Below are 12354 nucleotides of genomic sequence, written 5' to 3'. Positions count from 1 at the left end.
AGATCGGCCACCGGGTATTCCGGTGGCCGATTCGCTTGGGTCAACTGATTCCCGACGGAGTGGGAACGCTGTCCTCCCCCAACCGCGGCGGGGCCGACCGATAGGTTGCCGGTGTGCCGCTCATCCGAATCGGATTGGCTACCTGCCGGGTCGGTGCATCGCGACGCGGGTCGTCGATGGACACCACCGGATCGAGATTCAGTCGCTCCGCCAGCGCTATCGCGTCGGCGATGTCGTTGAGAGGTCCACACGGGACACCTCGCTCGGTCAGCGCCTCGAACCACGAGTCTGCAGTGCCCTTGGCCAATGCAGCAGTGACGGCATCGAACAACTCTTCTCGATGCGCGACCCGATCCCGGTTCGAGATGAACCGCACATCCGCGGCAAGTTCGGGAACTCCGAGAACCTCTGTCAACGAACCGAATTGCCGGTCATTGCCGACAGCGAGGACCAGCGGACGGTCCGCGGTGTCGAATACCTCATATGGTGCGATGCTCGGATGTCGATTGCCCATTGCCTGAGGCACCACGCCCGCGGCAACGTAGCCGGACGACTGGTTGGCGAGCGCGGAGAGCAACGAGGACAACAGATTGACCTCGACGTGCTGTCCTTCGCCCGTTCGATCGCGATGGCGCAGCGCTGCAAGGATTCCCACGCTGGCGTGTAGGCCCGTGATGACGTCGACCACCGCGACGCCGACCTTGGTGGGAGTCTTGGAATCGGGGCCGGTGATACTCATCAATCCGCCCACCGCCTGGATCAACAGGTCGTATCCCGGCAGAGAGTTGTTGCTACCGAAGCCACTGATCGAGCAGTAGACCGCACGCGGATTCATTTCTCGCACAGAGTCGTAGCCCAATCCGAGCCGGTCCATCGTTCCCGGCAGGAAGTTCTGAACCACTACATCCGCGCCGCGAACCAACTCACGCGCACTCTCCAGATCCTCCTGCTCGCGCAGATCCAGAGTGACCGACTTCTTGTTGCGGTTCACCGACAGGAAGTAACTCGACTCGTCCCCGACCCATGGCGGACCCCAACTACGAGTGTCGTCGCCGACACCCGGACGTTCGATCTTGACTACCTCCGCGCCGAGGTCGGCGAGAATCATCGTGGCGTACGGGCCGGCGAGGACGCGACCGAAATCAGCGATCACCAGCCCGTCGAGTGCTCCGACAGCGTCGACCGTCACCGGAACGCTTCTTCACCGGTGAGAGCGCGACCGATCACGAGCTGGTGAACCTCGGAGGTGCCCTCGTAGGTGAGAACGGATTCGAGGTTGTTGGCGTGCCGAATCACGGGGTACTCGAGCGTGATGCCGTTGGCGCCCAAAATGGTGCGGCATTCACGGGCGATCTTGATGGCCTCGCGGACATTGTTGAGCTTGCCGGTGCTGACCTGCTCGGGGCGAACCGTCCCGGCGTCCTTGAGGCGTCCGAGGTGGATGGCAAGCAACTGCCCCTTGCCCAATTCGACTGCCATGTCGGCGATCTTGGCCTGGGTGATCTGGTACGCAGCGAGCGACTTGTCGAAGACCTTGCGATCACGCGCGTAGGAAATCGCGGTCTCGAGGCAGTCACGTGCGGCGCCCATCGCGCCGAAGATGATGCCGAAGCGTGCCTCGTTGAGGCAGCCGAGGGGCCCGGAAAGTCCGCGTGCCTTGGGCAGCATCGCCGAGGCAGGAAGACGCACGTCCTCGAGCACCAGTTCCGAGGTGACCGACGCGCGCAGCGACATCTTGTTCTTGATCTCGGGGGCGGAGAATCCCGGAGTGTCGGTGGGAACGACAAATCCGCGCACGCCGTCTTCGGTTCGCGCCCAGACCACGGCGACGTCCGCGATGGAGCCGTTGGTGATCCACATCTTGGTGCCGTTGAGGATCCAGTCGTCGCCGTCGCGCTTGGCGTTGGTTCGCATACCGCCGGGGTTGGATCCGAAATCGGGTTCCGTGAGGCCGAAACAACCGATGGCTTCACCCGCCGCCATCCGCGGGAGCCATTCTTCCTTCTGCTCTTCACTTCCGTTGTGGTGGATCGCGAACATGGCGAGCGAGCCCTGGACCGAGACGAGGCTGCGAATGCCCGAATCGACAGCTTCGAGTTCCTGGCAGGCCAACCCGTACGCCGTGGCGCTCATTCCGGCACAGCCGTAGCCCTCGAGGTGCATGCCCAGAACGCCGAGCGCGCCCAGTTCCTTGGCCAGCTCACGCGCCGGCAGTGCTGCCGCTTCGAACCATTCACCTATGTGCGGGCGGATGCGATCGTCGACCATCTTGCGGACCGTGTCGCGGATCGCGATCTCCTCGGCGTCCAGCAGGGTGTCGATGGCAAAAAGCTCGGACAGGGACTGCGGCGTGGTCACGGGGCCTCCAGTGTTCTCGGGCGCAATCCTTTGCGAGAACGATTGCGCAATCGTTTGCATCGCTTAGAGTAGAGCCCGGTTGCACACCCGTCAATCCCCGGACAGCCAACCGACTCAGAACCAACTCAGAACCGACGCACACCAGGAGCCTCGACGCAGATGACGCCCGATCCGTCGAACCGCAGCAACGGCCGTCCGCCAACGCTGCGCGAAATCGCCGACCAGGCCGGGGTCCACATCTCGACGGCGTCGCGGGTCCTCCGTCAGCCCGAGCCCGCCGACGGTTGGTCCGACTCCGCACTCCGAGTTCGTCAGGTTGCCGAGGAACTCGGCTACCAACCGAACCTGTGGGCGGCCAGCCTGCGTACCCGCAAGACCACCACCATCGGCGTCGTGATGCCGAGGCTGACGGACGTCGTGGTGGCCACGATGTTCCAAGGCATCGAGGAAGCCGCCACCGCAGCCGGGTACTCCGTCCTGCTCTCCAGCCCACCCGACGATCTGGACGCGCAGCGCAAAGCGGTCGAGTTCCTGGTCAGCCGACAGGTCGACGGTCTCATGCTGAGCAGCATCCACCTGCCGGGTACCGATTTCGTCGACTTGCTCCCCCTGCGCTCACTCCCGATCCTGCTGCTGAACCGGCACATCGACTCGGCGACGTCGTCTCCGACCCGAGGTCTTCCCTTTGTCAGCGGCGACGACCGACTCGGCGGCTACCTCGCGGGGAAGCATCTACTGGACTGCGGCTATCGCGATCTCGGAGTGATCGCGGGGCCGGATCACGCCAGCACGTCGCGGGAACGCGTCGCGGGTTTCCGCGATGCCCTGACCGAAGCCGGTCTGGAACTGCCGCCGAACCGAATAGTGGCGTCCGAGTTCGAAGTTCAAGGGGGTGTCGATGCGGCGGCGACATTGCTCGGTGGAGATTCACGCCCCGACGCCGTCTTCACGGTGAGCGACACCATCGCGATCGGAGTACTCGGTGTGGCCCGTGATCTCGGGTTGAGCATTCCCGACGATCTTGCGCTGGTCGGCTACAACGACATCCCGGTTGTCTCGCAACTGCCGGTGCCCCTGACAACGGTGAGGTCTCCCGCCCGAAAGATCGGCGCGACCGGGCTCGAGCACCTACTCGCACTGATCTCCGGCAAGAACGTCGAATCCGTGAAACTTCCCGTCGAACTGATCGTGCGAGCCTCCACCAGAAAGCCTGCCAGTCGCAAACTCTGAGCGGCTACCAAACCTGAGATTCGTCGATGCCCAACTGTCGCGCGTAACCGGAGTTGAGTGCGTCCCAACCGTACTCGCGCGCCCGTTCGCCCACGATCGGTCCGAAGGGCTCGCCTGCCAGAAGGGCATCGAGTACGTCGAAGCACAAATGCCACCCGGCAGCGAGTGCCGACGCCATCCCCTCGGCGCGCGACCTCTGCGTCAGTACGACGCGGGTGCCGCCCTCGACCGAGGTCAGGTCCCACACCAATTCGTCCGGGCCCCACTCGTGTTCGAGCCGCCGAGTGGTCTCCACAACGTGAACGGTGACCGGCAGCGACATTTCGGGGGCTCCGTCCTCGGTGAGCATGGTGATCACGGCGTCACCGGTACGGCTCAGATTCCGATCGGCGGTGTACGGCGTCCATTGCGCCAACATCTCCGGGTCGGTGATCGCCTCCCACACCTTCTCGACGGGATACGGCAGCACCCGAGGGAAGCTGACGACTGTGTCGTCCCCGTCGACGCTCACCGTGACGTCGGACAGGGCACTGGGCTGATACGGCTGGGCACTCATGATTCGATCTCACCAGGAACCACCGACACGGGCAACTGCCCGCTCGGCGTTCAGAACACGAACAAAGCCGATGCGGCCGCGACTGTCGCCTCCACCACCGGAAATTTCACCACGGACAAGTCGTGTCGCGCTCCTTCGAACTCCACCAGACGTGTCGCGGCGGGAACCAGGTCGAGTGCTGCCTGTATCTCCTCCGTTGTCGCGAACTCGTCCTTCGATCCGTGGACGACAACGGCGGGTGAGTTCAGGTCGGGCAGGTGTTCGGTTCTGAGCTTCTCGGGCTTCTTCGGTGGATGCAGTGGATAGGACAGCAGGACCAGGCCGTCGACAAGTCCCGGGTTCTCCGCTGCCAGCATCGACGCCTGCCGACCGCCGTACGAATGTCCGCCGAGCAGAACGGGTCCGGGCACCGAGTAGTCCGAGCGAACAGCGGTAATCACCTCGGCAATGCCCGCGCGATCCTCCGCAGCACGCGACGGATGCGGCGGCCCCGAAGCTCGACGCACCCGAAACGCGAGATCGAAGCGCAGAACTTGCACTCCTGCTGCAGCAAAGCCGTCGGCGACAGCACGCAACAGCACAGTGTCGCAATTACTTCCGGCGCCGTGGGTCAATGCCAGGGTTGCGACGGGCACTGACTCGGGGCGGTGCAGGAAACCGTGCACCGCGCCTTCGTCGACCGTTTCGACAGTACTCATGGACGCATCCTTGTCCGGCCCGCTCGGGCCTGTTCGACTGCGGCAGCCAAGCTGCCTTCGTAGACCGGCCCGTGTCCGGGAAACAGCGCGCCGGCGGGCGCAGCGGCAATATTGTCCAACGCCTGGTCCGTCGCTCCACGGTCATGGTTGAAGGGGCACACCAGAAATTGTGGTCCGGCGACGCTCGACGTCGCATGTCCGGTCACCAGAGCGTCACCCGACGCGATGACTCCTGCCTCGGGGACAAGGTAAGCGCTGTGGCCGTCGGTATGCCCGTGGGTAGGAATCGGTACGATCCGACCGGGAACGTCCAGCGCACCACCTGACGCAAAGGCCTGTGCTCGAGGCAGTTCCGCGCCTTTCAACGCGCCTGCTCCGATCACGTCGCGTAGCCATTTCGGAGCGCCTCGCCGCCACAACAGCAACGGAACTTTGGCCGGCGACAACTGCTGCAGGTACTCCCGCTTCGCGTGGGGCACTTCCAACGGATCCATCAGGACCGGAACCTGGAGCCGAGTCACGATGTCCGCGATTCCACCGATGTGATCGACATGCGCGTGAGTGACGAGGATTGCCCGAACATCCCCGAGCTGGTGACCGATCTGCTCGATCGAGCGTTCGACGTCGGCGCCGTTGGCCGGGTATCCGCCGTCGATCAACGTCAGATCGGCCCCCTCTTCGACCAGGACCCAATTGGCGTGACCGCACCGAACCAGATGTGTGTTCTCGATCTGCGTGATCGACAGTGCCGCAGTAGTCATGCTTGGTAGTGTGCGCCACGTGTCGGAATCCGTGAAGCAGGCCAGCAGCCGCAGCATTCGAGATCGCGCCGAAGCATCCTTGGTGGCAGCCGCATTCGCACTGCCCAGCGCGGTGAAACGTCGAATCACCGGGCCACCCGTCGTCATCGAGGGCAACACGCTCGACGCCGACGCTCACCTGCTGCTCACGCTCGCGAAGACGCGGCCACTCCCCTCACATTCCACCGATCCCCAGTCACTCGCCGCTGCTCGCGCCAATCTCACCCGAACCGCGATCATGATGGGCGGCAGACCCGCGCAGGTCCGCACCGAAGAGATCTCCGTTTCGGGTGCCGACGGCCCGCTCCGCGCCCGGCTCTACGTTCCGACTGCCGACACCGGCGCTCTGCTCGTCTACTTCCACGGCGGCGGCTGGGTACAGGGCGGCATCGAATCCCACGACGCTCCGTGTCGCCTGTTGGCCGAGACCTCCGGCGCACGGGTCATCTCGGTCGACTACCGGCTTTCACCCGAATTCGCTTTCCCCACACCGGTAGACGACGCCTATGCCGCGTACCAGGATATTGTCGACCACGCCGAAGAGTTCGGGGCAGACCCGACACGCATCGCTGTCGGTGGAGACAGTGCGGGCGGGCACCTGTCCGCGACGGTGGCGTTGCGTGCCCGCGACGACGGCAAGACCCCACCGGCAGCACAGCTGTTGATCTACCCCGCTACCGACTTTCACGAGAAGGCTCCCTCGAGAACGACGTTCGGTGAAGGCTTCTTCCTGACCGAGGCCAATATGAACTTCTACGAGTCCAGCTTCCTCGGCAAGGATGCCGATCGACTCGACCCGTTGGTATCGCCGCTACGCGCCCCCGACGTGGCCGGACTGCCACCAGCCATCGTGATCACGGCGGGATTCGATCCACTCCGAGACGAAGGCGAAGCGTACGCAGCACGATTGCGAGACAACGGTGTTCACGTCACGGATCGACGCTATCCCGGCTTCATCCACGGCTTCGTCAACATTCTGGGGCCCAGTGCCGGATCCCGTGCAGCGGTCGCCGAGATCGGCGGCATGCTCCGCGCACTCCTCAGCCGCCCGACAGAATCTCCCGCACCGTATCCACCAGCGGATCGACGGGAAGCTCTGGGCTGATTGCGCGCTGTAGCCCCAAACCGATTCCGACGCTGAGCATTCGCAGCGCGGCTGCGTCCGGATCCAGCGTCGGCGTCACCCCGTTGGATTCCGTGAGGTGTTGGACCAATCCGGCGATCAGTCCGCGCACCTGGTCTGCACCCGCCGCGATCTTCTCCCGAATGTCCTCGCTGTGCCGCGATCTCACCGAGAACTCGACCTCGAGCAGCGTCCACCTCTGGTCCCCGATTGTTCGCTCGGCCCACCGCGCGAATTCAGCCACCGCATCGTCGAGGGTCGATTTCGCCCCGAGTTGCGCAGTGATCTCACCGACCTTGGTCAGCCTGATCCGGCCGAGAACTTCGGCACACAATTCATCCTTGTTCTTGAAATTCGAGTACACCGCCCCCTTGGAGTACCCGGCGTCCTCGGCGATCTGATCGAGAGAGGCCGCGGCGTATCCGCGATCGAGAAAGTGCTCGACGGCCGTCGCCAACAGGGTCTCGCGGGTCAACGCCTGCGCTTCCTGCCTGGTCAATCGCGCCATCGGAACCTCCCAGTGGTCCTCGGTATCGAGATTCCCACGGTAGCCGAATACCGCGAACGGTCGTCGAGTGGAGTACTGAAACTAATTTTTGGGGTACCAACGTTATTCGGATACTGATAGTCTCCGAAACATGACTTCAGATGTGACCGGTACCACCGTGCGCCAAAACAGCGCACCGAGACGCGGCTTGGCCATCGGCTGCGGCGGCACTCTCGGTTTTGCCTGGACTGTTGCCGCGCTCGCCTCGGTCCGGGATGCACTCGACTGGGACCCACGGGAAGCCACAGCCATCATCGGGACGTCCGCCGGCGCCGAGTTCGTGACGATGCTCGGCAGCGGAGTCGGTGTCGACGAGTTGGTTGCCATGCAACTCGGCAACGCCGCCGCACGCCCCGAGCTCCTCACCCACATCGCGTCGGCGCCCGGAAAGCTCCCACCACTTCCGAGACTGGGCGTCGGCAATCCACGACTCCTCACGCGTCGAGACCTTCCGGTTCTGAGCCGGATGAGCGGCATTGCACCGGTTGGTGGCGGCGACCCGTCCTGGCTCACTACGCTCGCCGAATCACTTGCTCCGGGCGACTCGTGGCTCCCACATCCGAACGCGTACATGGTATCCATGGACTACAGAACGGGGCGACGGGTCGCATTCGGGGCACAGGGGGCTCCGAAAGTGACCGTCGGTGAAGCACTCCGAGCGTCATGGGCGATTCCCGGCTGGTTTCCACCCGTGACGATCGACGGCGTCAGGTACATCGACGGCGGCGCCGCATCCACGGCTTCGGTAGATCTTCTGCTCCCCCTCCAACTGGACGAGCTGGTTGTACTGGCGCCCATGGCTTCTCGAACCCTGAGGCCGGCGCGCGGAGCCGCCCGTATCGAACGCGGTGCCCTGCGCAATGCCATGTCCAATGGGCTCGATCAGGAGATCGAACTGGTCCGCTCCGCGGGTACCAGAGTCATACGAATCGATGCCACCGACGACGACCTTGCCGTGATGGGCGCCAACTTCATGGACGGCCGCCGACGGCTCGCCACCTTCGAATCATCGCTGCGTACAACACGTGCGAGCGTCAAGCGCGAACTCGATGTGCACCCGTTCCAGCCCACTCGTTCCCACCAGTGAAAGCGCAGACTCAGTGAACAACGAATCTGACCACTTCGAGGTCGTGATCATCGGCGGTGGAATTTCCGGAATCGGCGCGGCTATCCACCTGCAGCGTCTCGGAATCGACAACTTCGCACTCCTCGAGAAGGCCGACTCCCTCGGTGGAACCTGGCGCGCCAACACCTATCCCGGGTGCGCCTGTGATGTTCCATCCGGTCTGTACTCGTACTCCTTTGCCGCCAATCCGGATTGGACGCGCTTGTTCGCGGAGCAACCGGAGATCCGCGAATACATCGAGAACACGGCGGGCACGCACGGAGTCGACAAACACGTTCGCTTCGGGGTCGAAATGCTCTCCGCGCGATGGGATGCGTCGCAATCACTGTGGAAGATAACAACTTCCAGCGGCGAACTGACTGCTCGCTTCGTGATAGCCGCTGCCGGCCCATGGAACGAACCCCTGACACCGGCGATCCCCGGACTGGAAGCGTTCGAGGGAGAGGTGTTTCATTCCTCGCAGTGGAATCACGACTACGACCTGACCGGAAAACGCGTCGCCGTCGTAGGAACCGGAGCGTCGGCAGTCCAGTTCGTTCCGCGCATCGTCTCCCAGGTCTCCGCCCTTCACCTCTACCAGCGAACCGCTCAATGGGTTCTTCCCAAACCCGATCACTACGTACCGCGGATCGAAAGGTCCGTCATGCGATTCGTGCCGGGAGCACAGAAAGCCTTGCGCAGCATCGAATACGGAATCATGGAAGCGCTCGGATTGGGATTCCGTAATCCGTGGATTCTGCGAATCGTGCAGAAACTCGGGTCAGCCCAATTGCGCCTGCAGGTACGCGATCCGAAGCTGCGCAAGGCATTGACTCCCGATTACACCCTCGGTTGCAAGCGACTGCTCATGTCGAACTCGTACTATCCGGCCCTCGGCAAACCCAACGTCAGCGTCCATGCCAACGCCGTCGAGCAGATCCGCGGTAACACCGTGATCGGCGCCGACGGAGTGGAGGCGGAGGTGGACGCCATCATCTTCGGAACCGGCTTCCACATCCTCGACATGCCAATCGCATCCAAGGTATTCGACGGAGAAGGTCGATCACTCGACGATCATTGGCAGGGAAGCCCGCAGGCGTACTTCGGTTCCGCCGTCAGTGGATTCCCCAACGCGTTCATCCTGCTGGGCCCGAGCCTCGGCACCGGGCACACGTCGGCATTCATGATCTTGGAAGCCCAACTGAACTATGTGGCGCAGGCAATCGGCCACGCCCGTCGTCACGGCTGGCAGACCATCGACGTGCGAGAGGAAGTTCAGGCAGCCTTCAACTCTCAGGTTCAGGAGGCATTGGGGACCACGGTCTACAACGCCGGTGGTTGCGAAAGCTATTTCTTCGACGTCAACGGCCGCAACAGTTTCAACTGGCCGTGGTCGTCCGGTGCCATGCGTCGACGGCTACGGGACTTCGATCCGTATGCCTACAACCACACGTCGAACCCTGAGTCAGACAACACGCCCCCTGAACCCACGCCATCTGAACCTACGCCATCCGAGCCCACCACCATTCCGGAACCGGAGTACACCGCATGAGCCTCTTCGGCACCACCTACCCCCCGATCGATCTCGACGGAGCGGTCGTCGTCATCTCGGGCGGTGGCCGCGGAATCGGCCGGGCGACAGCCAAGTTGTTCGCTACTCGCGGTGCACTCATATGCGTCGGCGATCTCGACGAGGAGACGGCCGTCGACACAGCGGAGTCCATCGGCCCACGTGCCCGCGGTTACCTGCTGGACGTCACCTCACGCGATTCCTGGGATGTGTTCGTCTCCAAGGTGATCGGCGAATTCGGCCACATCGACATTCTCGTCAACAACGCGGGAGTGATGCCGCTCGGCAGCTTCCTCGACGAGTCCGACGCCACCAGTCGAGTCACCCTCGACGTCAACGTCTGGGGGCCTATTCACGGGATGCGCGCCGTGTTGCCCGGCATGGTGGATCGACGACGCGGGCACGTCGTCAACATCGCATCGATGGCAGGCAAACTTCCGGTACCCGGGATGGCCGTGTACAACGCCAGCAAGTTCGGCGCAGTGGGTCTTTCGGCTTCTGCCCGTGTCGAATTCGCAGATTCCGGGGTCAGCGTCAGCGCGATCCTGCCCAGCGCGGTGCGAACCGGCCTCTCGTCAGGCGTGCCACTCGGAAAGGGAATGCCGACGGTTGAGCCCGAGGTAGTGGCCAAGGCCGTCGTCGACACGGTCGCGCATCGGCGAGCCGAAACTGCAGTTCCCCGTTACCTTGCGGGCTGGGATCTCGTCGACGCACTGGTCCCCGAATGGATCATCAACATCGGCCGCCGGGTGATCGACGATCGCCGCGCACTGACATCGGTAGATCCGAACGGGCGTGCGGACTACGAAAAGCGAGTGGCACGTCAGGCCGAAAACGGGGAGCACAATCCGAAGTGAACCGGGTAGTTTCGTGGCCATGTACATCCGCCGCGAAACTTCTTCCGACCGTGACGCCATCTATTCACTGCTCGGGGCGGCGTTTGCCGACCAGGCACCGCCCGGCGAGACTCCCTACGAGATCGAACTGACACGCCAACTCTTCGCCTCGGACGACTACTTACCGAAGTTGTCGCTGGTCGCCGTAGCCGGCGGTGAGATCGCCGGCTTCGTGATCGGGACACGCGGATGGGTAGGTCCCGTGGAGGCTGTTGGCCTCGGCCCGCTGGCTGTCACCCCGGGTAACCAGCGCAGCGGGGTTGGTTCGGCACTGATGCACGCGGTGGTCGGCGCGTGCGACGCCCTGGACGTGCCGCTGATCGCACTCTTGGGCAGCACCGAGTACTACCCGCGGTTCGGATTCGTCACCAGCACGGACGTCGGAGTGGAGTCTCCGGAAGCTGAGTGGGGCGCTCACTTTCAGATCAGAACGCTCACCACACATCGCGCTGATCAGACGGGGAAGTTTTCATACGCAGCGCCTTTCGGAATCGCGTGACCCGAAGCGCGATGTAAGAGTTCTTTGACATACGGCGTGCGTGAATCTACGCTCAACCCTGTCAAAGAACTCTTACATCCGGGAGGCTTCATGAGCACCACGGCACGGTGGAGCCTGGTTATCGGCATCGGCGTCGCAGTAACGCTGACCCTCGGCTTTTTCGCAGCACTGACCGCCGGCGACCAGAAGACGTTGACGTTCATCGTCTTCGCAATCGTCATGGCGCCGGCTTGCATCGGATCCGTATGGGCCCTTTTCCCATCGGAAAAGAACAAGGCTCCCGCCTATCCCGAGGACACCGTCGAAACAGAATGGAGTCGCAAGGCCGGATTCGGCGCGTTCACAGACTTGATCACTGCCATGGGAATCGCGCTGATCGCGCACAATGTCTTCGGCGCTCCCGAACTGCCGCTCCTGATCTTCACTGCCCTCGGCCTGGTCGACTTCGGAATTCGGTACTGGGCGGTGTCGAGGGACCGCGCCCCCACGATCGAGATCTGATGCGCAACAATCTTCAAGAACTCAGGACGGCGGCGGGATTGTCACAACAAGCCTGCGCCGACGCACTCGGAATCACGCGCCAAACCGTCATCTCGATCGAGAAGGGACACTTCGACCCGCGTCTGTCGCTGGCGTTCCGAATCGCCGAGTACTTCGACAAACGCGTCGACGACATTTTCTCCAGCTGACGCCGTCTCGGGCTGACAGAAGATCAGTCGAACAGGGTAGGCGACCCGTTTTCGTCTTTCCCGTCGTCGACCGCCGTCGTCTTCTTGCCCGAGCCCTTGCGGACGACGGTCAACGTCGTCGTTCGACGCGACAACCTGTGCCCGTCACTGTGTTCGAGCAACGCCATGCCCTGGCGAACTTCGACTACCGTCCACGGACCCGCATGGCCGGCTGCCTGCACGAGGTCACCGGACTCCACCTCAGTTGCCATGACCACTCCTTGTTCGTCGTGTCCTGCACGTT

Annotated in this window: 15 protein-coding genes; 8 read left to right on the top strand and 7 right to left on the bottom strand. The window is 63.3% G+C overall.

Annotation, left to right across the window (positions count from 1 at the left end; genetic code table 11):
- Positions 1–40: 40 nt before the first annotated feature.
- Together EEB12_RS21145 and EEB12_RS21140 are read right to left on the bottom strand one after the other, a co-directional pair.
- On the bottom strand, positions 41–1189 hold the full coding sequence (locus tag EEB12_RS21145; protein ID WP_141488455.1) for a CaiB/BaiF CoA transferase family protein: 1149 nt from the start codon (positions 1187–1189) through the stop codon (positions 41–43).
- Positions 1186–2358, bottom strand: a complete 1173-nt coding sequence (locus tag EEB12_RS21140) for an acyl-CoA dehydrogenase family protein (protein ID WP_029256136.1) — start codon at positions 2356–2358, stop codon at positions 1186–1188. Before EEB12_RS21140 ends, EEB12_RS21145 begins: the two co-directional genes overlap by 4 nt.
- Positions 2359–2517: 159 nt before the next feature.
- Between EEB12_RS21140 and EEB12_RS21135 the strand changes: the two genes are divergently transcribed.
- Complete coding sequence (locus EEB12_RS21135; RefSeq protein ID WP_141488454.1) at positions 2518–3588, top strand: LacI family DNA-binding transcriptional regulator; 1071 nt, start codon at positions 2518–2520, stop codon at positions 3586–3588.
- 4 nt (positions 3589–3592) lie between these two features.
- Here the strand turns inward: EEB12_RS21135 and EEB12_RS21130 are convergent, their stop codons facing one another.
- The 3 genes from EEB12_RS21130 to EEB12_RS21120 are packed head-to-tail and all read right to left on the bottom strand — an operon-like array spanning position 3593 to position 5603.
- Positions 3593–4144, bottom strand: a complete 552-nt coding sequence (locus EEB12_RS21130) for an SRPBCC family protein (RefSeq protein ID WP_020970638.1) — start codon at positions 4142–4144, stop codon at positions 3593–3595.
- Between the two features lie 50 nt (positions 4145–4194).
- Positions 4195–4842 (bottom strand): alpha/beta fold hydrolase, encoded by a 648-nt coding sequence (locus tag EEB12_RS21125; protein ID WP_019745121.1) that lies wholly within the window; start codon positions 4840–4842, stop codon positions 4195–4197.
- Positions 4839–5603, bottom strand: a complete 765-nt coding sequence (locus tag EEB12_RS21120; protein ID WP_047889619.1) for an MBL fold metallo-hydrolase — start codon at positions 5601–5603, stop codon at positions 4839–4841. Before EEB12_RS21120 ends, EEB12_RS21125 begins: the two co-directional genes overlap by 4 nt.
- Positions 5604–5622: 19 nt before the next feature.
- Between EEB12_RS21120 and EEB12_RS21115 the strand changes: the two genes are divergently transcribed.
- On the top strand, positions 5623–6747 hold the full coding sequence (locus EEB12_RS21115; protein ID WP_258537170.1) for an alpha/beta hydrolase: 1125 nt from the start codon (positions 5623–5625) through the stop codon (positions 6745–6747).
- Here EEB12_RS21115 and EEB12_RS21110 read toward each other — a convergent pair.
- Positions 6683–7273 carry a TetR/AcrR family transcriptional regulator gene (locus EEB12_RS21110; RefSeq protein WP_019745124.1) on the bottom strand — a complete coding sequence of 197 codons (591 nt, stop codon included), beginning with the start codon at positions 7271–7273 and terminating at the stop codon, positions 6683–6685. The two genes, EEB12_RS21115 and EEB12_RS21110, sit on opposite strands and share 65 nt — an antisense overlap.
- Before the next feature lie 130 nt (positions 7274–7403).
- Here EEB12_RS21110 and EEB12_RS21105 point away from each other — a divergent pair, with 130 nt between their 5' ends.
- From EEB12_RS21105 to EEB12_RS21080, 6 genes are all read left to right on the top strand, one after another.
- Positions 7404–8399 carry a patatin-like phospholipase family protein gene (locus tag EEB12_RS21105; protein ID WP_141488452.1) on the top strand — a complete coding sequence of 332 codons (996 nt, stop codon included), beginning with the start codon at positions 7404–7406 and terminating at the stop codon, positions 8397–8399.
- A gap of 13 nt (positions 8400–8412) precedes the next feature.
- Positions 8413–9969 carry a flavin-containing monooxygenase gene (locus EEB12_RS21100; protein ID WP_141488451.1) on the top strand — a complete coding sequence of 519 codons (1557 nt, stop codon included), beginning with the start codon at positions 8413–8415 and terminating at the stop codon, positions 9967–9969.
- A complete protein-coding gene (locus EEB12_RS21095) occupies positions 9966–10844 on the top strand; it encodes an SDR family oxidoreductase (protein WP_141488450.1) in 879 nt (292 codons plus the stop codon). The genes EEB12_RS21100 and EEB12_RS21095 overlap by 4 nt, the downstream gene beginning before the upstream one ends.
- Before the next feature lie 19 nt (positions 10845–10863).
- A complete protein-coding gene (locus EEB12_RS21090; protein ID WP_141488449.1) occupies positions 10864–11382 on the top strand; it encodes a GNAT family N-acetyltransferase in 519 nt (172 codons plus the stop codon).
- Between the two features lie 90 nt (positions 11383–11472).
- Positions 11473–11883, top strand: coding sequence for a hypothetical protein (locus EEB12_RS21085; RefSeq protein ID WP_042952826.1), 411 nt, complete (start codon positions 11473–11475; stop codon positions 11881–11883).
- Positions 11883–12071, top strand: a complete 189-nt coding sequence (locus tag EEB12_RS21080; RefSeq protein WP_003940277.1) for a helix-turn-helix transcriptional regulator — start codon at positions 11883–11885, stop codon at positions 12069–12071. Before EEB12_RS21085 ends, EEB12_RS21080 begins: the two co-directional genes overlap by 1 nt.
- A 23-nt stretch (positions 12072–12094) precedes the next feature.
- On the opposite strand, the gene EEB12_RS21075 is transcribed toward EEB12_RS21080, so the two are convergent.
- Positions 12095–12322 (bottom strand): hypothetical protein, encoded by a 228-nt coding sequence (locus tag EEB12_RS21075; protein WP_021345436.1) that lies wholly within the window; start codon positions 12320–12322, stop codon positions 12095–12097.
- Positions 12323–12354 lie beyond the last annotated feature (32 nt).

Origin of the sequence: Rhodococcus sp. WS1 (assembly GCF_003797745.1) — a bacterium.
In the GTDB taxonomy this organism is placed as follows: Bacteria; Actinomycetota; Actinomycetes; order Mycobacteriales; family Mycobacteriaceae; genus Rhodococcus_F; species Rhodococcus_F erythropolis.
This window is presented reverse-complemented; position numbering and strand designations above follow the sequence as displayed.